This window comes from Achromobacter pulmonis, from assembly GCF_002885955.2.
Lineage (GTDB): Bacteria > Pseudomonadota > Gammaproteobacteria > Burkholderiales > Burkholderiaceae_B > Achromobacter > Achromobacter pulmonis_A.
Map to the genome: position 1 here is coordinate 261,220 of NZ_POQS01000007.1, position 25,062 is coordinate 286,281.

Genomic DNA, 25,062 nt, shown 5'->3' on the forward strand with positions numbered 1-25,062 from the left:
GGCGCATGACACAAACTCTCCAAACCGGACGGTATCAGAAATCCGCGCACAAGGCCGCGGGCCCCGTCGCCGGAGCCGGGCTGCGCCGCTGGCTGCCGCTCCTGGCGCTGTTCACCGCGGCCTGTGCGCCGGTGGACGCGCAGCAGCGCAACGCGTCCATCAATGCCCAGCCGCAGGCCGCCGCCCAGGCCGCGCAGCCTGTCATTTCCGTGCCGCCCGCCGTGCTGGCGGGCCTGCCGCCCACCAACGATACGCCCGCGCTGGCCGCCGTGGTGGCCGCGCGCGAGGCCATGCAGCGCAAGCAGTGGTCCATCCTGGGCGCGCTGGTGCCGCAGGCCAAGTCCGACCCGCTGGGCATGTATCCCGAATACTGGCTGCTGCGCTATCAGCTGTGGACGCCGCCGGCCAGCGGCCGGCCCACCGCCGCGCTGCAGCAGTTCGTCAGCAGCAATCCGGATTCCTATCTGGCCGACCGGCTGCGCGGCGACTGGCTGCTTGCGGCCGCGCGCAGCGGCGACTTCGAAACCGTGCGCAAGCTGGCGCCGGTGAAAAACAGCAACGCCCAGATCGAATGCGCCATCCTGGACGCCCAGCACATGACCGGCAAGCGCGTCACCGCCGCGCAGGCCACCAGCGCCTTCGCGCCGGGCTCGGCCTGCTGGGCGCTGTATGACCAACTGGTGGCCGACGGCGTGCTCGGCTGGCAGGAGATCGAGCCGCAGCTGCGCGACGCCATCGAGGCCAACAAGACGACCGATGCGCGCAAGTTCGTGCAATACATCTTCGAGCCCGGCGACCTGAAAGCCTACGATCAGCTCATGAAGGATCCGATGCGGTGGCTGACGCGCCAGGACCGCCTGCCCGTGGGCCGCAACGAAAAAGAGCTGGTGACCATCGCGCTGGCCCGCCTGGCGCGCTCTGATGTCAGCGTGGCCGATTCCTACCTGCGCCGCGAATGGTCCAAGTCCGGGGAGTGGTCCAAGGCGATGGCCAAGTCGAACCTGGCCTGGGTCCGCAGCCAGTACGCGCTGACCGCCGCGCTCAAGCTCGACAGCCGCGCCGACGACTGGTATCGCGAGGCCGGCCATATCCGCATGACGGAATACAACGCCGCCTGGAAGGTGCGCGCGGCCCTGCGCCAGCCCAAGATCGACTGGAAGTGGGTCATCGAATCCATCGACCAGATGCCGGCGGCGCAGCAGGCGGACCCTTCGTGGGTGTACTGGAAGGCGCGCGGCCAGGCCGCGCTGGGCAACAAGGAACAGGCCGCGGCCGCCTACGCCAGCATCGCGGACCGCTTCGACTTCTACGGCCAGCTGGCGGCCGAGGAGCTGGGCCGGCGCATCAACGTGCCGCCGCGTCCGGCGCCCGTGACCGACCAGGAAATCGCCGAGGCCCGCGCCAACCCGGGCCTGCGCCGCGCGGTCCAGCTGTTCCGCCTGGGCTGGCGCGCCGAGGCGGTGCCGGAATGGAATTACAGCCTGCGCGGCATGAGCGACCGCCAGCTGCTGGCCGCCGCCGAACTGGCCCGGGCCGAGAACATCTACGACCGGGTGGTCAACACGTCCGACCGCACCGAGAAGGAATTCGATTTCAGCCAGCGCTTCATCGCGCCCTTCGAGGGCCGTGTCACCGCCAAGGCCAACGCCATCGCGCTGGACCCGGCCTGGGTCTACGGCCTGATCCGCCAGGAATCGCGCTTCATCATGGACGCGCGTTCGCACGTGGGCGCCTCCGGCCTGATGCAGCTGATGCCGGCCACCGCCAAGTGGGTGGCGGGCAAGATCGGCATGAGCGACTTCACGCCCGACAGCGTCAACGATTTCGACACCAACACCGTGCTGGGCACCAACTACCTGAACATGGTGCTGCGCGACCTGGACGGCTCGCAGATGCTGGCCAGCGCCGGCTACAACGCCGGTCCGCGCCGCCCGCACAACTGGCGCTCGACCTTCACCCATCCGGTCGAGGGCGCAATCTTCGCCGAGACCATCCCCTTCACAGAAACGCGCACCTACGTCAAGAACGTGATGTCCAACGCGGTCTATTACGCCGCCATGTTCAGCGGCCAGCCCCAGTCCCTGAAAGAACGCCTGGGCAGCGTCGTGCCGCTGGGCGCCGAAACTACCGCGCTGCCATGAGCCGCGATCCCGCCATCGCGGGCCTGCGGGTCTATATCGTGGGCGGCGCGGTGCGCGACGCGCTGCTCGGCCTGCCGCCCGGCGACCACGACTGGGTCGTGGTGGGCGCCACGCCGGAAGACATGGCGCGGCGCGGCTTCATACCGGTGGGCGGCGATTTTCCCGTGTTCCTGCATCCCCGCAGCAAAGAGGAATATGCGCTGGCGCGCACCGAGCGCAAATCGGGCCGCGGCTACAAGGGCTTCACCTTCTATACCGGCTCCGACGTCACGCTGGAGGAAGACCTGCGCCGGCGCGACCTGACGGTCAATGCCATTGCCCAGACGCCCGAGGGCGAGCTGGTCGACCCGCTGGGCGGCGTGGCCGACGTGCGCGCCCGCGTGCTGCGCCACGTGGGCGAGGCCTTCGAGGAAGATCCGGTGCGCATCCTGCGCCTGGGCCGCTTTGCCGCGCGCTTCGGCGATTTCACCATCGCGCCCGAGACCCTGGAGCTGTGCCGGCGCATGGTCCAGGCCGGCGAGGCCGACGCGCTGGTGCCCGAACGCGTCTGGAAGGAACTGTCGCGCGGGCTCATGGCGTCCACGCCGTCGCGCATGCTGGGCGTGCTGCGCGATTGCGGCGCGCTGGCCCGGGTGATGCCGGAGCTGCAGGAGGTGGACGTCACGGCCGCCGACGTGGACCGCGCGGCCGGACTGGGCCTGCCGCTGCCCGGCCGCTACGCGCTGCTGTGCCGCCTGACGCCGGAACGCGAGGCGCTGGGCCGCCGGCTGCGCGTGCCCACCGAGTGCAACGACTACGCGCGCCTGCTGCCCGAGGTGCTGGCCGGGCTGGACGCGGCGCATCAGGCGGCCGACGCCGCCGACGCGCAGCTGGCCTTGATGGAACGCGCCGACGCGCTGCGCAAGCCGCAGCGTTTCGCCGATCTGCTGGAGACGGCGGCGGTGCTGCGTCCGGTGGACCGGCAGGCGTGGCGCGCGCGCGTGGAAGCGGTGCGTGGCGTGGATGCGGGCGCGATCGCGCGGGCCAGCGCCGGCGATCCGGCGCGCATCAAGGAAGGGGTGCGCGCCGCGCGCCTGCAGCAGCTGCGCGCGGGCGCCGCGCCGCTATAGCTTGCCCAGCCGGTCGCCGCGCGCGAAGCCGGCCAGCGGCTGCGCGATGCCGCGCCCCACCGCCAGCACCTTGAACAGTTCGCCCATCTCCGCTTCGGACAGCAGCTTCTGCACGGGCGCGACGGTCTTGGCGTAGTTCTGCACGTCGGCCGGATCGAGCTGCGCGAGCAGCTCCATCAGCCCGGCGTTCATGAGGAAGCGGGCCTGCGAGGTATAGCCCAGGACCTGCAGGCCGGCGGCCTGCGCCGCGTCGGCCATCGCGGTGAAATCGACGTGCGCGGTGATGTCCTGCAGGCCGGGGGCGGTAAAGGGATCGCCGTGCGCGTGATGGCGCAGATGGCACATGAGCGTGCCGCCGGCGCGTTGCGGGTGGTAGTACTCGCCTTGCGGAAAACCGTAGTCCACCAGCAGCGCCGCGCCGCGTTCGAGCCAGCGGCCCATCGCGGCGATCCAGGCTTCGGCCTGCAGATTGATCTCGGAAACGTAGCCCGGCAGCGGCGGCATGCGGTCGGCCACGGCGGCAGCCAGCGCCGGCGGCGCCGGCCGGTCTTCCCAGACGAAGCCCTGCGCATCGTCGACCGCCACGCCGCGTTCCAGCACGGCGGCGCCGTCGTCGCTCCAGCGAAAGAGCGAGACCGGCATCGCGTCCAGCACTTCGTTGGCCAGCACGCAGCCGGCAAAGGCCTCGGGCAGCGCGTCCAGCCACTGCACGCGGTCGCCGAACGGCGCCAGTCTTTCGGCCTGGCGCGCGCGCAGGTCGGCCGACACTTCCAGGATCAGGTAGCGGGTCTGCGCCAGCCCCAGCGCATCCAGCTCGCGCAGCACGCCTTCGGCCAGCGCGCCGGTGCCGGCGCCGAACTCCAGCACGGCGTCGGCGCCGGTCTGGCGCAGCACCTCGGCGGCCTGGCGCGCCAGCGTGCGGGCGAACAGCGGCGTCAGCTGCGGGGCCGTGACGAAGTCGCCCGCCGGTGTGGCGGCAGAGGCATCCGCCTCGGCCAGCTTGACGTTGCCTGCCGCGTAATAGCCCAGCCCGGGCGCGTACAGCGCCTGCGCCATCCAGCGGTCGAACGGCAGCCAGCCGCCATGGGCCGCGATGGCATCGCGCAGATGGGCGGCCGCGGCCTCGGAATGTTCGAGGGCGGCGGGCGACAGGGTGGGGAGATTGGCGGGGGCGGAGCGTTGCATGATCGGATGAGGCGGTGGCAGGCCGCCATTTTAAGAAAACCCCGCGTCCGTTACCGGAGCGCGGGGTTTGCGTGGCTCAGGCCGTCGGATCAGCCGCGGCGGTCGAAGCGCTTGGGGCCGCCGGGGCGCTTGTCGAACGAGGGCTTGCCGCGGAAACCGCCTTCCGGACGGTCGCCGCCGCGGAAGCCGCCTTCGCGTTGCGGGCGGTCGCCGAAGCTGGCGCGGTCGTTGTAGCTGTGGCGCGAATCGCGGTNGCGCTTGTCGAACGAGGGCTTGCCGCGGAAACCGCCTTCCGGACGGTCGCCGCCGCGGAAGCCGCCTTCGCGTTGCGGGCGGTCGCCGAAGCTGGCGCGGTCGTTGTAGCTGTGGCGCGAATCGCGGTCGCCGCCGCGGAAACCGCCTTCGCGCGGGCCGCGCTCGCTGAACGGACGCGGATCGCGCTGCGGACGGTCGCCGTAGCTGGGACGATCGTTGTAGCCGCGCGCCTCGCGCTCGCCGCCGCGGAAACCGCCCTCGCGCTGGGGACGGTCGCCCCAGGAGCGGTTGCCCTGGTAGCCGCCGTCGCGCTGCGGACGGTCGCCGAAGCTGGGGCGGTCGCCGAAGGAACGCGCCGGACGGTCGCCGAACGGACGATTGCCCTGGTAGCCGCCTTCGCGCGGGGCGCTGTCGCGGTGGCCTTGGTAGCCGCCTTCACGCGGCTTGAACTCGCCGCGCGGGCCGCCGAAGGAACGGCCTTCGCGATGGCCCTGATAGCCGCCGCCGGGACGCTTGCCGAACGGTTTGCCGCCGCGCGGGCCGCCGGTGGACGGACGCGGGGTGCGCTTGGGTTCCAGGCCGGCGATCACTTCGGGCGTGATCGACTGGCCGATGTAGTGCTCGATGCGGCGGACCTTGTGGCGCTCGGAATGCGTGGCCAGCGTGAACGCCAGGCCGTTGCGGCCGGCGCGGCCGGTGCGGCCGATGCGGTGCACGTAGTCCTCGGCCTGCATCGGCAGGTCGAAGTTGACGGCGTGGCTGATGCCCTGCACGTCGATGCCGCGGGCGGCCACGTCGGTGGCCACCAGGATGCGCAGCTGGCCGCGCTGCAGCTGCGACAGGGTGCGGGTGCGCTGGCGCTGGTTCATGTCGCCGTGCAGGGCGGCGGCGGCGAAGCCCTGGTCGGCCAGGTGGTCGGCCAGATCGTCGGCGCCGCGCTTGGTCGAGGTGAAGACGATGGCCTGGTCCAGCGAGGCGTCGCGCAGCACGTGGTCCAGCAACTGCATCTTGTGGCTGGCGTCGTCGGCGTACAGCAGGCTTTGCGTGATGTTGGTGTGCTTTTCCTTGTGGCCGGCGATCTCGATGCGTTGCGGCTCGCGCATCATGCGCGCGGCCAGCTTGGCGACGGTGCCGTCCAGCGTGGCCGAGAACAGCAGCGTCTGGCGGCCTTCGGGCAGGCGGCCGACGATGGTCTCGATGTCTTCGATGAAGCCCATGTCCAGCATGCGGTCGGCTTCGTCCAGCACCAGCGTGTGCACGGTGTTCAGCTTGACGCGGCCCGAGTTCAGGTGGTCGATCAGGCGGCCCGGGGTGGCGACCAGCACGTCCACGCGGCGCGACAGCGCCTTCAGCTGCGCGCCGTAGGGCATGCCGCCGACGACGGTGGCGGTGCGCAGGTCGGCCAGCTTGCGGCCGTAGGTGGCGGTGGCGTCGGTGACCTGCAGGGCCAGCTCGCGGGTCGGGGTCAGCACCAGCACCTGCACGCCCACGCCCTTGTTGGCGGGGTGCTGGGCGATGCGGTGCAGGGCCGGCAGCATGAAGGCGGCGGTCTTGCCGCTGCCCGTCTGCGAGGACACCATCAGGTCGTGGCCGGCCAGCGCCTGCGGAATGGCGGCGGCCTGGACGGCGGTGGGGGTGGTGAAGCCAGCTTCTTGGACGGCCGACAACAGGGCGGGAGCGAGACCCAGGTTTTCGAAAGACATTACTTTCCCTTGCCGCAATCAATGCGACGCAATGCTTGGTCGGGCCAGGGGATTAGGCGGCCGGATCCAGGCGACGGTTGATGGAGCATCGTGCCGACCGGATCAACCATGCGCGTGGCGCGTTCTCTTGTACTGACTGGAACGCAGGGCGAAAGGAAAGGGGTCAGGAATCGATGATAGTTCGGCATGGGGCCGGGGCGGTTGCCCGGCGAACTGCGAAAACTTCCGCTAAATCAAGGCGGTAAATGCCGAACTCGTTTTGTGCAGTGCGGCGATCATAACCCGAATTCGCCTTGCAAGGGAATTATTTTTTTGTCCAGCTCCCAATCAATAGGGTTTTTCCCTTGGTTGGCCAGCCATTCGTTGGTTTTCAGGAAATGGCCGCAGCCCAGGAAGGGCACGGGCGGCCTTCTGGCCGACAGCGGCGAGGGGTGGTTGGCCATCAGGACCAGGTGGCCGCTGTCGGCCGGCAGCAGGGCCTGCTTGGCCTGGGCGTGGGCGCCCCACAACATGAAAACCTTGGGGGACGGATCGCGCGCGACCAGGGCGATCAGCGCGTCGGTCACGGTTTCCCAGCCGCGCCGGGCGTGGGAGGCGGGCTGGCCGTCCTCCACGGTCAGCGCCGTGTTCAGCAGCAGCACGCCCTGTTCGGCCCAGCAGCTCAGGTCGTTGCCGGCCGGCACGCGGGAGCCCGGGTACTCCAGCGCGATTTCGTTGAAGATGTTGCGCAGGCTGGGCGGGCGCTTGCAGTCGTCCGGCACCGAGAAGGCCAGGCCCTGGGCCTGGCCGGGGCCGTGGTAGGGGTCCTGGCCCAGGATCACCACGCGCACGTCCGAGGGCGCCAGGCCGTGCAGGGCGCGAAACGGCGTGGCGGGATAGACGGTGGCGCCTTCGGCCAGACGTTTTTCCACGTGGGCGGTCACCGCGGCCAGCGCGTCGGCCACCGGCCGGTCGGAAAAGGCGGCCAGCCAGGCGGCGGGAAGTTGCGCCGTCTGGGCGGCGAGGGCGGCGGGAATCAGGCGGTTGTCGGTCGGCATGGGCGCGATTTTGGCACACGGCGCGGCCGCGCCTCAGACCGGCCAGCCGGCCTGGCGATAGGCCGAGTCCCAGAACATCCATTCCAGCTGGGCCGCGTGCGTGTAGGCCTGGTGCATCGCCGCCAGCGTCTGCGCCGAGGCCGATTCCGCGGCGCGATCCACCGAGGCGATCACGGCCCGCACCAGCGCATGGAATTCGTCACCCGCGTAGGTGTCGATCCAGGCGGCGTAGGGATTGGGCCGGGTGGCGCGCGCGTGGATCTCGCGGCCGATCTCGGCGTAGATCCAGAAGCACGGCAGCAGGGCGGCCAGCGCCACCGGGTACGGCGCGCTCCAGGCGGTGGCGATCAGGAAGCTGGTGTAGTGGTGGCTGGCCGGCGTCAGCGGCGTGGCTTCGAAGGTGGCGGCGTCGATGCCGTACTGCTTCATGAAACCTTCGTGCAGCGAGCGTTCGGCGACCACCGCGCCGCGGGCGGCTTCGGCGAACTGCACCACGCCGTCGGCGTCGTCGGCCTTGGCGGCGGCGATGGCCAGCGCGCGTCCGAACGCCACCAGATAGTGCGCGTCCTGGATCATGTAGTGCTTGAACGCGCTCTCGTCGAGCTGGCCGCTGGCCAGTTCGCGGTTGAACGGCATGTCGCGCGTTTTTTCGTAAAGCGCGGCGTTGCGCGCCCAGGCGTCGGAGCTGAAAGACATGGGGATTCCTCGAGGCGGGTGGGCAGGCTGCCCGGCCAAAGGAGGCTAGGGTACCAAAGACCGGCGCGCCCCGAGGCGGGCCTCAGGCGTGGCGCTTGCCGTGCCGTTGGGCGTAATCCAGCAGCGCGTCGCGCAGCACCACGGCCTGGTTGTGCTCGGCGTCGTGGGCGCCATAGAGCAAGGTCAGCGGCCGCTTGCCGGCGGCCTGCAGCAGGGCTTCCAGGCGGGCCTGCTGCTCGGGCGTGGCCAGCTCGGCCAGGTATTTGCGGCGGAACTCGTCCCAGCGTTCCTCGACGTGGTTGAACCACTTGCGCAGTTCGGTGGTGGGCGCGAGGTCGCGGGCCCATTCGTCCAGCCCCAGGTCGTCGCGGCGCAGCCCGCGCGGCCACACGCGGTCCACCAGCGCGCGGTAGCTGCCTTGCGGTCCGGTGCCTTCGTAGACGCGTTGCAGGGTGATGGCGGGCGGTTTCATGGCGGCTCCTCGGGGCGTGGCGGCTGACCCCGTCTACCGTCTACTTTAGCGCCGCCCGCCCGTCGTCATGGCGTTTCGGCGCGGCCGCCGGCGCGCAGCAGCACGAACCCCACGATGGCCGAGGCCAGCGAGCCCGTCAGCACGCCGATCTTGGTGGCGTCCACGGCGGCCGGGTCGGTGAAGGCCAGGGCGCCGATGAACAGGCTCATGGTGAAGCCAATGCCGCAGAGCAGCGCGACGCCGTAGAGCTGGGTGTAGGTGGCGTGGCGCGGCAGGGTGGCGAGGCCGCTCTTGATGGCCAGCCAGGCAAAGCCGAACACGCCCAGCTGCTTGCCCAGGAACAGGCCCAGCGCCACGCCCAGCGGCACCGGCTGCGCCAGCGTGGCCAGCCCCAGGCCGGCGAAGGAGACGCCCGCGTTGGCGAAGCCGAACACCGGCACGATGAGCAGGGCCACCGGCTTGTGCAGCGCGTGTTCCAGCGCATGCAGCGGGGAATATTCGCCGGTATCGCCCTGGTTCTGCGGGCGCAGCGGGATGGCCAGGGCCAGCGCCACGCCGGCCAGCGTGGCGTGCACGCCGGATTTCAGGACGAAGTACCACAGCATCGCGCCGATCAGCAGATAAGGCGCCAGGCGCAGCACGCCCATGCGGTTCATGCAGAACAGCACGACCAGCAGGGCGCCCGCCATGCCCAGCGCGAAGGTATTGAGCGTGGACGTATAGAAGAGCGCGATGATGACGATGGCGCCCAGGTCGTCAAGAATGGCCAGCGCGGTCAGGAAGACCTTCAGCGAGGTCGGCACCCGGCTGCCCAGCAGCGCCAGGATGCCCAGCGCGAAGGCGATGTCCGTGGCTGCCGGGATGGCCCAGCCGCGCAGCGTCTCGGGGCTGCCGGCGTTGATCAGCACGTAAATCAGCGCAGGCAGCACCATGCCGCCCACCGCCGCGATGCCCGGCAGCACGATGCGGGCCGCGCCGCGCAACTGGCCGTCCAGCACCTCGCGCTTGATTTCAAGGCCGACCAGCAGGAAGAACACCGCCATCAGGCCGTCGTTGATCCAGTGCAGCACGCTTTCCTTGAGCACGACCGGGCCGGCCTGGAAGCCGAACTTGGTTTCGAGCGCGCCGAAGTAGTACGGCGCGGCCGGACTGTTGGCGACGATCAGCGCGACCAGCGCGGCCAGCATCAGGACATAGCCGCCGAGCGCTTCGGACTGCAGGAAGGCCTGGAAGAGGGAGGGGGATTTGGGGGTGGACGAAGCCGGTCGATTCACTTTTTACGGCCTTGATTACATTTTGATAATATACGCGGCGAGAACCTGAATTTTACCTGAATACATGAACGATGGCGCTCTATTTCGGATATCTTCGCTGATTTTCAGCAAAAAACGGGCGATTCGCATTCAATCTTTATTCCGCGGTCTCGGACCGATTCCCCTGCCGTATCCGAAAATCCTCTACTAGAGTCTGGCCCAGGCGCATGACCGCGCGATAACCATCCGCCGATTCCCGCAATCGGCCTTTCCCGACATTCCGATCCGCCCCTCGGTCGAGCCGTCCCGGCAACGCCGGCCAGTACATGCCTTTATCTCCTCTCACGGTATTGACCTACACCCCCGCCCGGCCCGGCGCCGCCAGCCGCCTGGTAGATGTCGGCGACGCCCTCGTCGCGCCGGCCGGCCCCATCGCCCACGGCGTTTACCGAACCCACAGGCTCGCGCCCAGCGCGCGCCTGCTGGCCTGGGCCCGTGCCGGGGCGCGTTTCGACCTCTCCCGCACGGGCGCGGCGCGCGTCTGGGCGGACGGCAGCCTGCAGGCCTCCGAGTGCCCGCATGAATGTTGCGCCACGGGTGCCGCCGCGCTGGACCCCGAAGACATCGCCTACCTGGGCGCGTACCTGATGCACCAGGGCCGCCGCTGGAGCGATACGGACGACGCCTCCCCATCATGCTGAACGCCGCCGAAACGCCGCGCCGGCCCGCCGCGGGCCTGCGCATCCTGCATACCGAAGCCGCCACTTCGTTCGGCGGGCAGGAGTTCTGCATCTACAAGGAAATGATCGCCATGCGCGAGCGCGGCCACCATCTCGAGGCGCTGTGCCAGCCCGAGGCGGAACTGGGCCGCCGCCTGCGCATGGCGGGGTTCACGGTGCACCTGATGCCCATGGACGGCCCGCACAATTTCCTGCGGGGCGTGGCGTCGGTGCGGCGCCTGCTGCGGCGCGGGGGCTTCGACGTGGTCAATACGCACAGCCGGCGCGACACCGTGCTGGCCGCGATCGCGGCGCGCCTGGCCGGCACGCCGCTGATCGTGCGCACGCGGCATCTGGCCAAGCCCATCAATTCGCTCTATGCCTACACCTGGCTGGCGCATCGCGTCATCGCGGTCAGCGCCTATGTGCGCAAGCAGCTGCTCGACGGCGGCGCGCGGCCCGCGTCCATCGCCACCATCTATTCGCCGGTGGCGCTGCCGCAGGCGCGCCAGGGCGTCTGCGTCCGGCGCGAACTGGGCCTGGCCGCGGACGACCTGGTCATCGGCTGCGTGGCCGTGATGCGGGCGGACAAGGGCCACGCCGACCTGATCGAGGCCTTCCACCGCATTTCCGGCGCGTTCCCGCAGGCCCGGCTGGTGCTGGCGGGCGACGGCATGCCGCTGTTCGAGCGCCTGCAGGCGCAGGCGGCTTCGCTGGGGCTGGCGCCGCGCGTGCATTTCCTGGGCCGGCGCGACGACATCGGCGACGTGATGGCGGCCTTCGACGTGTTCGCGCTGCCCACACAGCGCGAGGCGCTGGGCACCGTCTTTATCGAGGCCGCGGCTATGGGCGTGCCGGTCATCGGCGGCAACGTGGGCGGGGTGCCGGAAACCATGCAGGCGGACGTGACCGGCCTGCTGGTGCCGCCGCGCGATCCGGCCGCGCTGGCGGCGGCGCTGGAGCGCCTGCTGGCCGACCCCGGGCTGCGCCGGAGCATGGGCCGGGCAGGCAGAGACTGGATACGCGGGCAGGGGTTGTTCTCGGCGGAAACCGCCGCCAGCCAGGTCGAGCAGGCCTACTCGCGCTGGCTGGCCGAACTGGGCGCGCGCTAGTGCGCTAGTGCCAGAGCAGGGCGTTCATCGCCTCGACCAGCCGGTTGCGGTAGCGCGGCAGCAGGGCCTGCAGTTCCGCGCGCCGCGCCTTCCATTCCTCGGATTCCGCGCCCTGCGCCACGCGCGGCGGCGCCCAGATCGCGTCGGGGAAGTGGCGGTCGCCGCGCCAGCGCGGGATCACATGCCAATGCAGGTGCGGCACCATATTGCCCAGCGAGGCCAGGTTGACCTTGTCGGGCGACAGTATCGATTGCTGCGTTTCCTCCACCACGTACACGGCCCGCATCAGCAGGTCGCGTCCATGCGTGGACAGGCTGGTCATTTCGGCCAGGTGGCCGTTCCAGACCACCCGCGTGAAGCCGGGATAATCCGGATCGGCGACTTCGATGATGCGCAGGTGCGGGCCGCGCCACAGCAGCGCGCCGCCGTCTTCCTGGCACAGCGGACAGTTGGGATCACGTGCGCTCATGTCAGCGTTTTCCGGTATTGAATGAAGCCGGAGCGGTCGGCGATGCGGTCGTACAACTGGATGGCGGTGGCGTTGGTTTCATGGGTCAGCCAGTATACGCGCGCGCAATTGGCCGCGGCCGCCTGCGCGTAGACGTGTTCGATCAGCTTGCGGCCCGCGCCGGCGCCGCGCACGTCCGGGGCCACGTACAGGTCCTGCAGATAACAGTAGTCGCCGGCGGTCCAGGTCGAGCGGTGGAAGATCCAGTGCACCAGTCCGATGGCGCGGCCGCTGTCGTAGGCCAGCGCGGCGTGCATGGGCTGCGCGCCGTCCAGCAGGCGCGCCCAGGTGTTGCGCGTGACGGCGTCGTCGATGTCGACGCGGTAGAAGTCCTGGTAGCCCTTCCACAGCGGCAGCCAGGCGTCGAAGTCGGCGGCGACGATGGGTCGGATCTCTACGGTACTCATGGCGGGGCCCTCCGGCGGGATTTCAGAGCTGGGTTTCCAGGGCTTCGACGATGTGCCGCAGCACCTGCACGCGAGCGTAGCGCTTGTCGTTGGCCGAGACCACATGCCAGGGCGCGCGGGCCACGTCGGTGCGGGCCAGCATTTCGTTGGCCGCGGCCGCGTAGTCCTGCCATTTGTCGCGGTTGCGCCAGTCCTCGGCGGTGATCTTGAAATTCTTGAACGGCGATTTCTCGCGTTCCTTGAATCGTTCCAGCTGCACGTCCGGCGTGATCGCCAGCCAGAACTTCAGCACCAGCGCGCCGCTGGCGGCCAGCTGCCCTTCGAAGTCGTTGATCTCGGCGTAGGCCCGGCGCCATTGGGCCGGCGGGGTCAGTTTCTCGACGCGTTCGACCAGCACGCGGCCGTACCAGGACCGGTCGAAGATGGCGATGCGCCCATGGCGCGGCACCTGGCGCCAGAACCGCCACAGATAGGGGCGGGCCAGCGCTTCGCTGCCTGGCGCGGCGATGGGCGTGATGTCGAACTGGCGGGCGTCCAGCGCATGCGTCACGCGCCGGATGGCGCCGCCCTTGCCGGCGGCGTCCTGCCCCTCGAACACCAGCACCAGCGAACGCTCCTGGAACTTGCGCGAGCGCGCCGCGCGCGCCAGCCGGCCCTGCAGCAATCCGAGTTCGGACTCGTAGTCGCTCTTGTCGAGGCGCGCGTCATAGTCCAGCTGGCCCAGCCGGTCCGCCACGCGCGTCGGCCGCGAGTGGGGCACGAAGCTGGCCGGAATGCGCGGCACGCCGCGCTGGCGCATGGCGGCCAGCACCGCCTCGGCCGTGCGCGCCGTGCGCATCTGCTCGTCGGCGCTGGGGATCACGACCCAGGGCGCATGGCCGCTGTCGGTATGGTTCAGCACCGTCTGCCCGGCGTTGCGGATGCGGTCGTACTTCTTGTAGACCTTGAGGTCGACCGGGCTGACCTGCCACGAGGTCTCGGGGCTGGCCAGCAGGCGCTTGGCGCGCGCCTTCTGGGCCTGGGCCGACAGGTGGAACCAGAGTTTCACGATCTGCACGCCTTCGGCGGCCAGCATCGCCTCGAAGCGCCGGATCGCGACGGCCTGCGCCTCGATGCTGTCCTGGTCGGGCCGCTTGCGCATGGCCTCCAGGATCATCGGCGCGTACCAGGAGCCGAACACGATGCCGGTGCTGCCCTTGGGCGGCAGATCGTTCCAGTAGCGCCACAGCGGCGGACGTTCCAGTTCCTCGCCGACGCGCGGGCCGTAGGCCAGCGTCTTGATGTGGCGCGGGTCCATCCATTCGTTGAGCAGGTTGATGGTGGCGCCCTTGCCGGCGCCGTCGATGCCGGCCACCACCACCAGCAGCGTCTTGTCGGCCTTGGCCAGACGCTGGTATTGCGCATTCAGCAGGGCGACGCGCAGCCGCGCCTCCATCGGCTTGAATGCCTCTTTCGAGAGGCTGGGGTCGGCTTCGGCTTCGGCAAACATGGACGGTCCGTCGGTCGGCATTTCTGCGATCGGCCGATCTTGCGGGATAAGTCCGGGGCACGCAAGCCCGGGGCGCAAGCCCGCGCCGTTCAGAGCGCGTCGACGGGTATCTTCAGGTAGCGCACGCCGTTGTCTTCGGCCGGCGGGAAGTGGCCGGCGCGGATGTTGACCTGGATGGCCGGCAGGATCAGGGTGGGCATGGAAAGCGTGGCGTCGCGCCGCGTGCGCATGGCCACGAACTCGTCCTCGCCGATGCCGTCGCGCACATGGATGTTGGCGCGGCGCTGTTCGGCCACTGTGGTCTGCCAGGCGGCTTCGCGGCCGGCGGGCGGGTAGTCGTGGCACATGTACAGCTTGGTCTCGGCGGGCAGGCTCAGCAGGCGCTGGATGGAGCGGTACAGCTGATGGGCGTCGCCGCCGGGGAAGTCGCAGCGCGCGGTGCCCACGTCGGGCATGAACAGCGTGTCGCCCACGAAGGCGGCGTCGCCGATCAGGTAGGCCATGTCGGCCGGCGTATGCCCCGGTACGTGGATGGCCTGCGCCGTCAGCGCGCCGATGCGGAAGGCCTCGCCGTCGGCGAACAGGTGGCCGAACTGCGAGCCGTCGAGCTGGAACGCCGGCTCCAGGTTGAAGATCTTCTTGAACACGCCCTGCACGGTCTGGATGCTTTGCCCGATGGCGATGACGCCGCCGAGCTGCCGCTGCAGATAGGGCGCGGCCGAAAGATGGTCGGCGTGGGCGTGGGTTTCCAGCAGCCATTCGGTCTTCAGGCCGTGCTGGCGCACGTAGTCGGCCACGCGGTCGGCGCTGCCGGTGCTGGTGCGGCCCGACTTGGGATCGTAGTCGAGCACGGAGTCGATGATGGCGCAGGCGCCGCCCGGGGCCGTTTCATGGACCACGTAGGTGATGGTGGCGGTGACGGGGTCGAAAAAGCCTTGGATATGAGAGGGCATGGACGCTCGCCTGGCAGCGCATTGCTGCGTGCATAAAACAATATATGTTTTTCAATAATATTGTTGAATATTCTATCGGTCAATATAATGATCAACATCCTCCAGGCAGATTGATGCTCATCAAATGAACGAAGTGCTGACCGAATGCGAGGTCGCCGTCCTGCGCGAATCCGCATCCCAGGCCTGCGCGCTGCTCAAGGCGCTGGCCAACGAAGACCGTCTGCTGCTGCTGTGCCAGCTGGTGCAGAACGAACGCAACGTCGGCGAACTCGAGGCGCTGACCGGCATCCGTCAGCCCACGCTGTCGCAGCAGCTGGGCGTGCTGCGCGACGAAGGGCTGGTGGCGACGCGGCGCGTCGGCAAGTATGTGTACTACCAGATGGCCAGCTTCGAGGTCAGCCAGGTCATGAAGACCCTGTCCAGCCTGTATTGCGGCCGCGCCATGGAGTCGCTCAAGTGACGCTGGACTGGCCGGCCTTCACCCCTGTTGCCTCCGCCCTGGGCGGCCTGCTGATCGGCGCGGCCGCGGTGCTGATGATGGGCGGCGCGGGCCGCATCGCCGGCATCAGCGGCATCCTGGGCGGACTGCTGGGGCCCGCGGGCGCGGGCCGGGGCTGGCGGCTGGCCTTTCTGGCGGGCCTGTTCGCCGCGCCCTGGCTGTACCGGCTGGGCGCGGCGCTGCCCGCCATCGCCGTCGAAGCCGGCACGGCCAGGCTGATCGCCGCCGGCCTGCTGGTGGGCCTGGGCACGCGCTATGCGTCGGGCTGCACCAGCGGCCACGGCGTCTGCGGCATATCTCGCGGCTCGCCGCGTTCGCTGGCGGCGACCGCGCTGTTCATGGCGGCGGGCTTCGTCACCGTCTACGCCTTGCGCCACCTGGGAGGCAGCTGACATGGCCGCCTTGTTCGCATTCGCATCGGGCCTGGTGTTCGGCCTGGGACTGATCGTCTCGGGCATGGCCAACCCCGCCAAGGTGCTGGGTTTTCTGGACCTCGCCGGCGCCTGGGACCCGTCGCTGGCCTTCGTGATGGGCGGCGCGGTGCTGGTGACGGCGGCCGGCTTCGCCGTGCTGCGGCGCCGTCGCGCCAGCCTTTCGGGCGAACTGCTGCACTGGCCGACCGCCGCTCGCATCGACAGGCGCCTGGCGCTGGGCAGCCTGACGTTCGGCGCGGGCTGGGGCCTGGCCGGCTTCTGTCCGGGCCCCGCGCTGGTGGCGGCGTCGGCCGGCGTGCGCGAGGCGCTGGTGTTCGTGGCCGCCATGCTTGCCGGCATGGCGGTATTTTCAATCCTTGAAAGAATCAAAAGCCGGTAGACCGGCATGGAGACAAGCATGCCCATGACGCAAAGCCAACGAGATTTCGACGTGCTTGTGGTGGGCGGGGGCGCGGCAGGCATAGGCGTGACCGCCAGCCTGCTGCGCCGGCGTCCGGACCTGCGCATCGGGGTCATCGAGCCCAGCGACAAGCACTATTACCAGCCCGCCTGGACCCTGGTGGGCGGCGGCGCTTTCGACGTGGCCAAGACCGTGCGCGCGACCCGCGACGTGATGCCGGCGCGCGCCACCTGGCTGCAGGCCGCCGCGGCCGGCTTCGAACCCGAGGCCGACCGCGTGCTGCTGGCCGACGGCCGCGCCGTGACCTACCAGCAGCTCATCGTCTGCCCCGGCCTGCGCCTGGCCTGGGAACAGGTGGACGGCCTGACCGAGACGCTGGGGCGGCAGGGCGTCACGTCCAACTACCGCTACGACCTGGCGCCCTACACCTGGGAACTGGTGCGCGGCCTGAAGGGCGGGCAGGCGCTTTTCACGCAGCCGGCCATGCCCATCAAATGCGCCGGCGCGCCGCAAAAAGCGATGTACCTGGCGTGCGACCACTGGCGGCGCAGCGGCGTGCTGGACCGCATCGAGGTCGAGTTCGACCTGGCAGGCGCCGCGCTTTTCGGCGTGCCGACCTTCGTGCCGCCGCTGATGCGTTACGTGGAAAGCTACGGCATCGCGCTGGCCTTCAATTCGGCGCTGGTGGCCGTGGACGGCGCCGCCCGCAAGGCCTGGTTCGACGTAAAGGGCGAAGACGGCGCGGTGGCGCGCGTGGAGAAGTCTTTCGACATGCTGCACGCCGTGCCGCCGCAGACGCCGCATGCCTTCATGAAGAACAGCCCGCTGGCCGACGCCGCCGGCTGGTGCGAGGTCGACCCGGCCACGCTGCGCCACGTCCGCCATGCCAACGTGTTCGGGCTGGGCGACGGCATCTGCACGACCAACGCCAAGACCGCGGCGGCCGCGCGCAAGCAGATCGTCACGGTCGCCGAAAACCTGCTGGCGCTGCGCGAAGGCCACGCCATGCCGGTGGCCTACGACGGCTACGGCTCCTGCCCGCTGACGGTGGAGCGCGGCCGCGTCGTGCTGGCGGAATTCGGCTACGGCGGCAAGCTGCTGCCGACCTTCCCGCTGGACCCGACCGTGCCGCGCAAGAGCGCCTGGTTCCTCAAGGCCAGTATGCTGCCGTGGATCTACTGGAACGGCATGTTGAAGGGCCGTGAATGGCTCGCCCGGCCGTTCGGCAACTGAGCGCGCGTCCATGATCGCGACAGTCTGGGCGGCCAGCGCGGCGCTGGGCGGCTGCGTGGGCCTGATACTCGGGCTGACCGGCGCGGGCGGGGCCATCATGGCCGTGCCCCTGCTGGTCTTCGGCCTGCATCTGCAACTGGCGCAGGCCGCGCCCATCGCCCTGCTGGCCGTGGGCCTGTCGGCCGCGCTCGGCGCCGTGCTGGGCCTGCGCAAGGGCCAGGTGCGCTACCGGGCGGCGGGCTTCATGGCGCTGACCGGCATCATCGTGTCGCCGCTGGGGCTTTGGGCCGCGCGGCGCCTGCCGAACGCGCCGCTGTCCATTGTTTTCGCAGGCGTGCTGGGCCTGGTGGCGTGGCGCATGTGGCGCCAGGGCGCCGGCGCCGCGGCGGCGGCCGTGCAGGCGACGCGCGTGCCGCCGTGCCAGCTCAACGCCGGCACCGGCCGGCTGCGCTGGACCGCGCCCTGCGCGCGCGCCTTGACCGGCACGGGCGTGATCGCCGGTTTCCTGTCGGGGCTGCTGGGCGTGGGCGGGGGCTTCGTGATCGTGCCGGCGCTGCGCCGCGCGACCGATCTGCCGATGCAGGCCATCGTGGCCACCTCGCTGGGCGTGATCGCGCTGGTGTCGGCCAGCGGCGTGGTGGCCGCGACGGCGGGCGGTCACCTGGACTGGGCGATCGCGGCGCCGTTCACGGCGGCCGCGGTGCTGGGCATGCTGGCCGGGCGCGCGGTCGCCGACCGCTTCGCGCCGCGCCGCCTGCAGCAGGGCTTCGCGCTGTTCGCCGCCGTGGTGGCCGCGGCGATGCTGGCCAAGGGCGTGATGGCGCTGGCCGCCTATTCGTAGGTGCGCACGTCGTCGATGACCTTGCCGTCGTTCGGCAGGCTGCCGACGTCCACCCATTGCACGTCGCTGCGCAGCTTGGTGACGTCGCGCACCGATTCCGCGATGCGCTGGCCGAGTTCCTCGCTGCGGTCCTGCGATTCCACCTTGAGCACCATGCGGTCGGACCCGGTGTTGCCGCTGATCACCAGCCGCGCGCGCAGGATTTCCGGATGGCGGCGCGCCACGTCGGCCACCTGCGACGGATGCACGAACATGCCGCGCACCTTGGTGGTCTGGTCGGCGCGGCCCATCCAGCCCTTGATGCGGGTATTGGTGCGCCCGCAGGGCGACAGGCCCGCCATGACGGCCGACAGGTCGCCGGTGCCGAAGCGCACCAGCGGGTAGTCGGGATTGAGCGTGGTGACCACGACCTCGCCGACTTCGCCGTCGGGCACCGGCTCACCGGTGCCGGGGCGCACGATCTCGACGATGATGTCCTCGCCCAGCACCAGGCCTTCGCGCGCCGGCGTCTCGAAGGCCACCATGCCCAGGTCGGCGCTGCCGTAGGCCTGGTAGCCCTCGATGCCGCGCGCCGCCAGCCAGTCGCGCAGCGACGGCGGGAAGGCCTCGCCCGAGACCAGCGCGCGGCGCAGCGAATCCAGCTTCACGCCGAGTTCGTCGGCCTTCTCCAGGATGATCTTGAGAAAGCTGGGCGTGCCGGTGTAGCCGGTGGGCGCGAGATCCTGGATCGCGCGCACCTGCTGTTCGGTCTGCCCGGTGCCGCCGGGAAACACGCTGCAGCCGACGGCGTGCGCCGCGGTTTCCATCATGGAGCCGGCGGGGGTGAAGTGATAGGAGAAACAGTTGTAGGCCAGCTCGCCGGCGCGGAATCCCGCCGCGTGCAGGGCGCGCGCGAAGCGCCAGTAGTCGGCGCGCGCGCTTTCCGGTTCGTAGATGGGGCCGGGCGAAGCGAACACGCGCAGCGCCTCGCCCCAGCCGATCGCGGAGAAGCCGCCGAAGGCCTTGCGCGGCCCGGCGGGCGCGGCCGCGTCGCCGCGGCTGTGCTGCTGGCGTTCCAGCAGCTCGTGCTTGCGCAGCACCGGCAGGCGCGCCAGCGCGGCGCGCGAGGTGATGGTGGCGGGGTCGACGCCGCGCAATTGCTCGGCGATGGCCGGCGCCCGGGCCATGGCCCGGGCGATCGCGCCGGGCAGGGCGGCCATCAGATCGCGCTCGCGCTGCTCGGGCTGGCGGGTTTCCAGAACATCGAAAAACTCGGACATGGGATCGCACCCTCTCGTGTGCCGTACTGCGGTGTCGTTGCCGGCGGCGGGCCGGGCCGCGCCGGCTTCGCCGCGTCAGGAATCAGGCCAGCCAGCGTTTGCGGCGGCGGTAGAACTTGTTGTCCCGGAAACTCTTGCGCTCGCCGCTGGAGATGCCCAGGTAGAACTCTTTGACGTCCTCGTTCTCGGCCAGGTCGGAGGCGGCGCCGTCCATCATCACGCGGCCGTTTTCGAGGATGTAGCCGTAGTCGGCGTAGCGCAGCGCGATGTTGGTGTTCTGCTCGGCCAGCAGGAAGCTGACGCGCTCGCGCTGGTTCAGGTCGCGCACGATCTCGAAGATCTCTTCCACGATCTGCGGCGCCAGTCCCATGGACGGCTCGTCCAGCAGGATCATGTTGGGATTGGCCATCAGCGCGCGGCCGATGGCGGTCATCTGCTGCTCGCCGCCCGAGGTGTAGCCGGCCTGGCTGGCGCGGCGCTGCTTCAGGCGCGGAAAATACTGGTAGACCCGGTCCAGCGCCGCCGCGGTGTCGCCGCGCCCCATGTTGCGCGTATAGGCGCCGGTCAGCAGGTTCTCTTCGATGGTCAGGTGCGCGAAGCAGTGGCGGCCTTCCATCACCTGGACCACGCCGCGCTTGACCAGCTCGGCCGGAGACAGCTTTTCGATGCGCTGGTCGCGGTACTGGATATAGCCCTTGGTCACGTCGCCGCGCTCGCCCTTGAGCAGGTTCGAGATCGCCCGCAGCGTGGTGGTCTTGCCCGCGCCGTTGGCGCCCAGCAGCGCCACGATCCGGCCTTCCGGCACCTGCAGGGACACGCCCTTGAGCACCAGGATGACGTGGTTGTAGATCACCTCGATGCCGTTGACGTCGAGCAGCACCTTGGGGGCGTCAGCGGCGGCGATATTGGTGGCGTTCATGATCGTTCCTGCTACGTGATGACGTCCGGTCCTGTGCGGGCCGGCCGCCGGTTCATACGAAGCTGCAGACTGCTAGTTCAATACTCCCTACGCCGCATGCAAGTGGCGCTCCCGAGGCGGGGCCGCGCGGATCCGGCTCTGCCGGTCCGCAGCGGCGCCCCCCTGGGGGGGAAGCGCCGCCGGCGCTTCGGGGGGGGTCTACTTGCACTCGCGGGGCGTGATGTTCTTTTCCTTGGCGTACTTCGCGGCGCCTTCCTTCACCATCGGGTCCAGGATGGACTTGTCGGACTGGTACCAGTCGGAGACGACCTTGAACTTCGCGCCGTCCCACTGCACGATGCGGGCCCAGTCGTCGCCCATGTGGTTGCCGCAAGAGGTCTTGACCGGGCGCATGATCTTGCCGAAGCCCAGCTTGTCGAGCTTCTCCTGCGTCAGGTCGAGGTTCTCGAAGCCCCAGCGCACCTGTTCCGGCGTGAGCGCCTTGCCCTTGCCGTACTTTTCCTGCGCGGCGCGGATCGCCTCGACCTGCAGCATCGAGATCATCATGCCGCGCGTGTGCGCGATGGTGCCCAGCGTGGTGTTGCCCGACTTGTCCGAGCCCTGGCCCTTGTCGTAGACGTACTTCTTCAGGTCGTCGTAGACCTTGTCGTGGTCGGCGCCGCTGTTGTGGATGGTGATGGCGTTGTAGCCCTTGGCGACGTCGCCGAGGTCTTTCACGTCGCCTTCGGAGCCGGCCCACCAGATCGCGTACATCTTGTCGCGCGGATAGCCGCTGGCCTGGGCTTCGCGGATGGCGGTGGGCGTCATGATGCCGGCGCTCCACAGCAGCACGTAGGCCGGACGCGCCTGGCGGATCTGCAGCCAGGTGGACTTCTGTTCCACGCCGGGGGCGGTCACGGGATAGAGCAGCAGCTCGAAGCCTTCCTTGGCCGCGCGCTTCTGCAGCAGCGGGATCGGCTCCTTGCCGTAGGGCGAATCGTGATAGACCAGGGCGATCTTCTTGCCCTTGAGCTTGGCCATGCCGCCTTCTTTCTTGGCGATGTCCTGGATCATCACGTCGGCCGCGGTCCAGTACGTGCCCAGCAGCGGGAAGTTCCATTCGAACACGCTGCCGTCGACCGACTGCGACAGGCCGTAGCCCATGGTCTCGACCGGCACCTTGTCGACCATGGCCTTGTCGCTGACGGCGAAGGTGATGCCGGTGGACTGGGTATCGAAGCCCGAGGCGCCGGTGCCCTTGCCCTTGAGGCGTTCATAGCACTCCACGCCGCGGTCGGTGGCGTAGGCGGTTTCGCACTCTTCGTACGTGATCTTGACGCCGTTGACGCCGCCGTCGCGTTCGTTGACCAGCTTCAGGTAGTCCAGCTTGCCGTCCGCCCAGGGAATGCCCAGCGGGGCGAAGGATCCGGTGCGATACACCAGCAGCGGAACGAACTGCTCTTCTGCCGCCATCGCCGGCGTGGCCACGGCGCCTACGGCGCCGGCTGCGGCCACCAGGGCTGCCGCCAACTTCAGGTTAAGACGCTTCATCTCCATTTACCTCCTGCGTGGTGTTGGGTCCATGAACCCTGGGACACCGGGGTTGGCCCGGTCTTGAGCCGGGTATTCAGTACAGCAATGTGCTAGTGGGGGAAGGGCCAGATGCGGAGTTTTTCCTTGCCGATGCTCCACAGGCGGGCCAGTCCATGCGGTTCCGCGATCAGGAAGAACACGATCAGCGCGCCGAACACCATGTGCTCGACGTGCGCCGCGGTGTCCACCGACAGCGACAGGCCCAGCATGTGCGGCACGTTGGTCAGCGCCACCGGCACCAGCACGATGAACGCGGCGCCGAAGAAACTGCCGATGATCGAGCCCAGCCCGCCGATGATGACCATGAACAGCAGCTGGAACGAACGCCCCAGGTCGAAGGCCAGCGGTTCCCACGAACCCAGGTGGATGTAGCCCCACAGCGCGCCGGCCACGCCGACGATGAACGAACTGACCGCGAACGCCGTGAGCTTGGCGTACATGGGGCGGATGCCGATGACCGAGGCCGCCACGTCCATGTCGCGGATCGCCATCCACTGGCGGCCGATGGCGCCGCGCACCAGGTTCTTGGCCAGCAGGCTGAATACCACCACCAGCGCCAGCACGAAGAGATACTTCTCCAGCGCGCTCTGCACCGGCAGGCCGAAGAAGTGCAGCGGCGGCACCGACACGTTGCCGGACGAGGAGTAGTTGGTGAAGAACGGGATGCGCAGGAACGCCCAGTCCACGAAGAACTGCGCCGCCAGCGTCGCCACCGCCAGGTACAGGCCGCGGATGCGCAGGCTGGGTATGCCGAAGACCACGCCGACGATGGTGGCGAAGAAGCCCCCCAGCAGGATCTGCACGATCAGCGGGATCTCGGGAAAGCGCACGCCGAAGTTCCACGCCGCATAGGCGCCGACGGCCATGAAGGCGCCGGTGCCCAGCGAGATCTGGCCGCAATAGCCCACCAGGATGTTCAGGCCCACGGCGGCCAGCGCCAGGATCAGGAACGGGATCAGGATGGCGCGCAGCAGGTAGTCGCTGGCCAGCGCCGGCACGGCGATGAAGGCCGCCGCCAGCAGCAGCCAGATGAAGATGCGGTCCTGGCGGATCGGGAAGATCTGCTGGTCGCTGCGATAGCTGGTCTTGAATTGGCCGTTTTCGCGATAGAACATGTTTTATTCCTCAGACCCGGTCGATGATCTTCTCGCCGAACAGCCCTTGCGGACGGAACAGCAGGAACACCAGCGCAAGCACATAGGCGAACCAGATTTCGATGCCGCCGCCCACGAGCGACCCCAGGTAGACCTCCGACAGTTTTTCTCCGACGCCGATGATCAGGCCGCCCAGGATGGCGCCCGGCACCGAGGTCAGCCCGCCCAGGATCACCACCGGCAGCGCGCGCAGCGCCGCGGTCGAGAGGGTGAACTGCACGCCGAACTTCGAGCCCCAGATCACGCCGGCCACCAGCGCCACCAGGCCCGCCACGCTCCAGACGATGACCCAGATGCGGTTCAGCGGAATGCCGATGGATTGCGCCGCCTGGTGATCGTCGGCGACCGCGCGCAGGGCGCGGCCGGTCGAGGTGTACTGGAAGAACAGCGCCAGCGCCGCCACCAGCAGGGCGGCGATCACGGCCGCGGTCAGGTCTTCCAGGTTGATCAGCAGGCCGCCCTCGAACACGGAGTCCAGGATCAGCAGCGGGTCCTTGGGCATGCCGACGTTGATGGAATACACCGAGCTGCCGAAGGTGATCTGGCCCAGGCCGTCCAGGAAGTAGCTGATGCCCAGCGTGGCCATGAGCAGGGTGGTGGCCTCCTGGTTGACCAGGTGGCGCAGCACGTAGCGTTCGATGGCCACGGCCAGCAGGAACATCACGCCGGCGCTGACGATGAAGGCCAGCACGTTGGCCAGGATCATGTTGTCGAAGCCCAGCCATTGCGGCAGCCACTCCGAGAAACGCGCCATGGACAGCGCGGCCACCAGCACCATCGCGCCCTGCGCGAAGTTGAAGACGCCGGAAGCCTTGAAGATCAGCACGAAGCCCAGGCCGATCAGCGCGTACAGCATGCCGCTCATCAGGCCGCCGAATAAGGTCTCTAGAAAAAATCCCATGTCTGTCCGCCTCAGTGCGACACGCCTAGATAGGCCTTGACCACTTCTTCGTTTGCCCGGACCTCGTCCGGCTTGCCGTCGCCGATCTTCTTGCCGTAGTCCAGCACCACCACGCGGTCGGAGATGTCCATGACCACGCCCATGTCGTGCTCGATCAGCACGATGGTGGTGCCGAATTCGTCGTTCACGTCGAGGATGAAGCGGCTCATGTCCTGCTTTTCTTCGATGTTCATGCCGGCCATGGGCTCGTCCAGCAGCAGCAGGCGCGGCTCCATCGCCAGCGCGCGGCCCAGGTCCACGCGCTTTTGCAGGCCGTAGGGCAGCCGGCCCACCGGGGTCTTGCGGTAAGCCTGGATCTCCAGGAAGTCGATGATGTTCTCGACGAACTCGCGGTGCTGGATTTCCTCGCGCTCGGCGCGGCCCAGGCGGAAGGCCTGCGCCAGCAGCCCGCACTTCATGCGCAGGTTGCGGCCGGTCATGATGTTGTCCAGCACGCTCATGCCCTTGAACAGCGCCAGGTTCTGAAAGGTGCGCGCGATGCCCATTTCGGCGGCGCGGCGCGGATTCATGCGCGAGAAGTGCTCGCCGCGGAAGGCGATGGCGCCTTCCTGCGGCGTATAGACGCCGTTGATGACGTTGAGCATCGAGCTCTTGCCGGCGCCGTTGGGGCCGATGATGGCGCGGATCTCGTGTTCGCGCACGTTGAAGGAAATGTCGGTCAGCGCCTTGACGCCGCCGAACGACAGGGAAATGTTCTGCATGTCCAGCATGACGTCGCCGATACGCTGGTCGCGGTCGTTGTGGCTCATGG

Annotated in this window: 25 protein-coding genes; 9 read left to right on the top strand and 16 right to left on the bottom strand. The window is 69.1% G+C overall.

The window, feature by feature from the left end:
* Positions 1 to 5 precede the first annotated feature (5 nt).
* Together C1I89_RS25450 and C1I89_RS25455 are read left to right on the top strand one after the other, a co-directional pair.
* A complete protein-coding gene (locus C1I89_RS25450) occupies positions 6 to 2,141 on the top strand; it encodes a lytic transglycosylase domain-containing protein (protein WP_102775162.1) in 2,136 nt (711 codons plus the stop codon).
* Complete coding sequence (locus C1I89_RS25455) at positions 2,138 to 3,250, top strand: CCA tRNA nucleotidyltransferase (protein WP_102775163.1); 1,113 nt, start codon at positions 2,138 to 2,140, stop codon at positions 3,248 to 3,250. The genes C1I89_RS25450 and C1I89_RS25455 overlap by 4 nt, the downstream gene beginning before the upstream one ends.
* On the opposite strand, the gene C1I89_RS25460 is transcribed toward C1I89_RS25455, so the two are convergent.
* The 6 genes from C1I89_RS25460 to nhaA all read right to left on the bottom strand — a co-directional run bounded on the left by C1I89_RS25460 (position 3,245) and on the right by nhaA (position 9,872).
* Positions 3,245 to 4,435, bottom strand: a complete 1,191-nt coding sequence (locus tag C1I89_RS25460; RefSeq protein WP_102775164.1) for a class I SAM-dependent methyltransferase — start codon at positions 4,433 to 4,435, stop codon at positions 3,245 to 3,247. The two genes, C1I89_RS25455 and C1I89_RS25460, sit on opposite strands and share 6 nt — an antisense overlap.
* 89 nt (positions 4,436 to 4,524) lie before the next feature.
* A complete protein-coding gene (locus C1I89_RS25465) occupies positions 4,525 to 6,393 on the bottom strand; it encodes a DEAD/DEAH box helicase (protein ID WP_102775165.1) in 1,869 nt (622 codons plus the stop codon).
* A 275-nt stretch (positions 6,394 to 6,668) separates the two neighbouring features.
* The gene (locus C1I89_RS25470; protein ID WP_102775166.1) at positions 6,669 to 7,430 is read right to left on the bottom strand and encodes a uracil-DNA glycosylase; all 762 of its coding nucleotides are present in this window, start codon (positions 7,428 to 7,430) and stop codon (positions 6,669 to 6,671) included.
* A gap of 33 nt (positions 7,431 to 7,463) precedes the next feature.
* Complete coding sequence (gene tenA / locus C1I89_RS25475) at positions 7,464 to 8,126, bottom strand: thiaminase II (RefSeq protein ID WP_102775167.1); 663 nt, start codon at positions 8,124 to 8,126, stop codon at positions 7,464 to 7,466.
* Positions 8,127 to 8,208: 82 nt separating this feature from the next.
* On the bottom strand, positions 8,209 to 8,598 hold the full coding sequence (locus C1I89_RS25480) for a DUF488 domain-containing protein (protein WP_102775168.1): 390 nt from the start codon (positions 8,596 to 8,598) through the stop codon (positions 8,209 to 8,211).
* Positions 8,599 to 8,663: 65 nt separating this feature from the next.
* A complete protein-coding gene (gene nhaA, locus C1I89_RS25485; RefSeq protein ID WP_102775169.1) occupies positions 8,664 to 9,872 on the bottom strand; it encodes a Na+/H+ antiporter NhaA in 1,209 nt (402 codons plus the stop codon).
* A 305-nt stretch (positions 9,873 to 10,177) separates the two neighbouring features.
* Between nhaA and C1I89_RS25490 the strand changes: the two genes are divergently transcribed.
* Positions 10,178 to 10,552, top strand: coding sequence for a hydrogenase (locus C1I89_RS25490; protein ID WP_102775170.1), 375 nt, complete (start codon positions 10,178 to 10,180; stop codon positions 10,550 to 10,552).
* On the top strand, positions 10,546 to 11,682 hold the full coding sequence (locus C1I89_RS25495) for a glycosyltransferase (protein ID WP_102775171.1): 1,137 nt from the start codon (positions 10,546 to 10,548) through the stop codon (positions 11,680 to 11,682). Before C1I89_RS25490 ends, C1I89_RS25495 begins: the two co-directional genes overlap by 7 nt.
* 4 nt (positions 11,683 to 11,686) lie before the next feature.
* Here the strand turns inward: C1I89_RS25495 and C1I89_RS25500 are convergent, their stop codons facing one another.
* The 4 genes from C1I89_RS25500 to C1I89_RS25515 form a co-directional block, all read right to left on the bottom strand.
* Entirely contained in the window at positions 11,687 to 12,151 is a 465-nt protein-coding gene (locus C1I89_RS25500) for an HIT family protein (protein ID WP_102775172.1), read from the bottom strand.
* Complete coding sequence (locus C1I89_RS25505; RefSeq protein WP_102775173.1) at positions 12,148 to 12,597, bottom strand: GNAT family N-acetyltransferase; 450 nt, start codon at positions 12,595 to 12,597, stop codon at positions 12,148 to 12,150. The genes C1I89_RS25500 and C1I89_RS25505 overlap by 4 nt, the downstream gene beginning before the upstream one ends.
* Positions 12,598 to 12,619: 22 nt before the next feature.
* Positions 12,620 to 14,086, bottom strand: a complete 1,467-nt coding sequence (gene pap, locus C1I89_RS25510) for a polyphosphate:AMP phosphotransferase (RefSeq protein ID WP_102775174.1) — start codon at positions 14,084 to 14,086, stop codon at positions 12,620 to 12,622.
* A gap of 89 nt (positions 14,087 to 14,175) precedes the next feature.
* Positions 14,176 to 15,039, bottom strand: a complete 864-nt coding sequence (locus C1I89_RS25515) for an MBL fold metallo-hydrolase (RefSeq protein ID WP_102775175.1) — start codon at positions 15,037 to 15,039, stop codon at positions 14,176 to 14,178.
* Positions 15,040 to 15,163: 124 nt separating this feature from the next.
* Here C1I89_RS25515 and C1I89_RS25520 point away from each other — a divergent pair, with 124 nt between their 5' ends.
* From C1I89_RS25520 to C1I89_RS25540, 5 genes are read left to right on the top strand one after another with little or no spacing between them, the layout of a single operon-like run.
* Positions 15,164 to 15,499 carry an ArsR/SmtB family transcription factor gene (locus C1I89_RS25520; RefSeq protein ID WP_102775176.1) on the top strand — a complete coding sequence of 112 codons (336 nt, stop codon included), beginning with the start codon at positions 15,164 to 15,166 and terminating at the stop codon, positions 15,497 to 15,499.
* Positions 15,496 to 15,930 (top strand): YeeE/YedE family protein, encoded by a 435-nt coding sequence (locus C1I89_RS25525; protein WP_102775177.1) that lies wholly within the window; start codon positions 15,496 to 15,498, stop codon positions 15,928 to 15,930. Before C1I89_RS25520 ends, C1I89_RS25525 begins: the two co-directional genes overlap by 4 nt.
* A gap of 1 nt (position 15,931) precedes the next feature.
* Positions 15,932 to 16,351, top strand: coding sequence for a YeeE/YedE family protein (locus C1I89_RS25530; RefSeq protein ID WP_102775178.1), 420 nt, complete (start codon positions 15,932 to 15,934; stop codon positions 16,349 to 16,351).
* Positions 16,352 to 16,369: 18 nt separating this feature from the next.
* Entirely contained in the window at positions 16,370 to 17,605 is a 1,236-nt protein-coding gene (locus C1I89_RS25535; RefSeq protein ID WP_440130664.1) for an NAD(P)/FAD-dependent oxidoreductase, read from the top strand.
* Positions 17,606 to 17,615: 10 nt separating this feature from the next.
* A complete protein-coding gene (locus C1I89_RS25540) occupies positions 17,616 to 18,446 on the top strand; it encodes a sulfite exporter TauE/SafE family protein (RefSeq protein ID WP_102775180.1) in 831 nt (276 codons plus the stop codon).
* On the opposite strand, the gene C1I89_RS25545 is transcribed toward C1I89_RS25540, so the two are convergent.
* The 6 genes from C1I89_RS25545 to C1I89_RS25570 form a co-directional block, all read right to left on the bottom strand.
* Positions 18,437 to 19,705 (bottom strand): phenylacetate--CoA ligase family protein, encoded by a 1,269-nt coding sequence (locus tag C1I89_RS25545; RefSeq protein WP_102775181.1) that lies wholly within the window; start codon positions 19,703 to 19,705, stop codon positions 18,437 to 18,439. The genes C1I89_RS25540 and C1I89_RS25545 overlap by 10 nt on opposite strands.
* An 82-nt stretch (positions 19,706 to 19,787) precedes the next feature.
* Positions 19,788 to 20,624: an ABC transporter ATP-binding protein gene (locus tag C1I89_RS25550; protein ID WP_102775182.1), complete on the bottom strand. Its 837-nt coding sequence runs from the start codon at positions 20,622 to 20,624 to the stop codon at positions 19,788 to 19,790.
* Positions 20,625 to 20,822: 198 nt separating this feature from the next.
* Positions 20,823 to 22,160 carry an ABC transporter substrate-binding protein gene (locus C1I89_RS25555; RefSeq protein ID WP_102775183.1) on the bottom strand — a complete coding sequence of 446 codons (1,338 nt, stop codon included), beginning with the start codon at positions 22,158 to 22,160 and terminating at the stop codon, positions 20,823 to 20,825.
* Positions 22,161 to 22,246: 86 nt separating this feature from the next.
* Positions 22,247 to 23,311, bottom strand: coding sequence for a branched-chain amino acid ABC transporter permease (locus C1I89_RS25560; protein ID WP_102775184.1), 1,065 nt, complete (start codon positions 23,309 to 23,311; stop codon positions 22,247 to 22,249).
* Between the two features lie 10 nt (positions 23,312 to 23,321).
* A complete protein-coding gene (locus C1I89_RS25565; protein ID WP_102775185.1) occupies positions 23,322 to 24,251 on the bottom strand; it encodes a branched-chain amino acid ABC transporter permease in 930 nt (309 codons plus the stop codon).
* Positions 24,252 to 24,262: 11 nt separating this feature from the next.
* Positions 24,263 to 25,060, bottom strand: a complete 798-nt coding sequence (locus C1I89_RS25570) for an ABC transporter ATP-binding protein (protein ID WP_102775186.1) — start codon at positions 25,058 to 25,060, stop codon at positions 24,263 to 24,265.
* Positions 25,061 to 25,062: the final 2 nt, after the last annotated feature.

Coding starts and splice junctions, on each gene's coding strand:
- C1I89_RS25450 (WP_102775162.1), top strand. CDS start 6: ATGACACAAACTCTCCAAACCGGACGGTATCAGAAATCCGCGCACAAG.
- C1I89_RS25455 (WP_102775163.1), top strand. CDS start 2,138: ATGAGCCGCGATCCCGCCATCGCGGGCCTGCGGGTCTATATCGTGGGC.
- C1I89_RS25460 (WP_102775164.1), bottom strand. CDS start 4,435: ATGCAACGCTCCGCCCCCGCCAATCTCCCCACCCTGTCGCCCGCCGCC.
- C1I89_RS25470 (WP_102775166.1), bottom strand. CDS start 7,430: ATGCCGACCGACAACCGCCTGATTCCCGCCGCCCTCGCCGCCCAGACG.
- tenA (WP_102775167.1), bottom strand. CDS start 8,126: ATGTCTTTCAGCTCCGACGCCTGGGCGCGCAACGCCGCGCTTTACGAA.
- C1I89_RS25480 (WP_102775168.1), bottom strand. CDS start 8,598: ATGAAACCGCCCGCCATCACCCTGCAACGCGTCTACGAAGGCACCGGA.
- C1I89_RS25490 (WP_102775170.1), top strand. CDS start 10,178: ATGCCTTTATCTCCTCTCACGGTATTGACCTACACCCCCGCCCGGCCC.
- C1I89_RS25495 (WP_102775171.1), top strand. CDS start 10,546: ATGCTGAACGCCGCCGAAACGCCGCGCCGGCCCGCCGCGGGCCTGCGC.
- C1I89_RS25500 (WP_102775172.1), bottom strand. CDS start 12,151: ATGAGCGCACGTGATCCCAACTGTCCGCTGTGCCAGGAAGACGGCGGC.
- C1I89_RS25505 (WP_102775173.1), bottom strand. CDS start 12,597: ATGAGTACCGTAGAGATCCGACCCATCGTCGCCGCCGACTTCGACGCC.
- pap (WP_102775174.1), bottom strand. CDS start 14,086: ATGTTTGCCGAAGCCGAAGCCGACCCCAGCCTCTCGAAAGAGGCATTC.
- C1I89_RS25515 (WP_102775175.1), bottom strand. CDS start 15,039: ATGCCCTCTCATATCCAAGGCTTTTTCGACCCCGTCACCGCCACCATC.
- C1I89_RS25520 (WP_102775176.1), top strand. CDS start 15,164: ATGAACGAAGTGCTGACCGAATGCGAGGTCGCCGTCCTGCGCGAATCC.
- C1I89_RS25530 (WP_102775178.1), top strand. CDS start 15,932: ATGGCCGCCTTGTTCGCATTCGCATCGGGCCTGGTGTTCGGCCTGGGA.
- C1I89_RS25535 (WP_440130664.1), top strand. CDS start 16,370: ATGCCCATGACGCAAAGCCAACGAGATTTCGACGTGCTTGTGGTGGGC.
- C1I89_RS25540 (WP_102775180.1), top strand. CDS start 17,616: ATGATCGCGACAGTCTGGGCGGCCAGCGCGGCGCTGGGCGGCTGCGTG.
- C1I89_RS25545 (WP_102775181.1), bottom strand. CDS start 19,705: ATGTCCGAGTTTTTCGATGTTCTGGAAACCCGCCAGCCCGAGCAGCGC.
- C1I89_RS25550 (WP_102775182.1), bottom strand. CDS start 20,624: ATGAACGCCACCAATATCGCCGCCGCTGACGCCCCCAAGGTGCTGCTC.
- C1I89_RS25555 (WP_102775183.1), bottom strand. CDS start 22,160: ATGGAGATGAAGCGTCTTAACCTGAAGTTGGCGGCAGCCCTGGTGGCC.
- C1I89_RS25560 (WP_102775184.1), bottom strand. CDS start 23,311: ATGTTCTATCGCGAAAACGGCCAATTCAAGACCAGCTATCGCAGCGAC.
- C1I89_RS25565 (WP_102775185.1), bottom strand. CDS start 24,251: ATGGGATTTTTTCTAGAGACCTTATTCGGCGGCCTGATGAGCGGCATG.
- C1I89_RS25570 (WP_102775186.1), bottom strand. CDS start 25,060: ATGAGCCACAACGACCGCGACCAGCGTATCGGCGACGTCATGCTGGAC.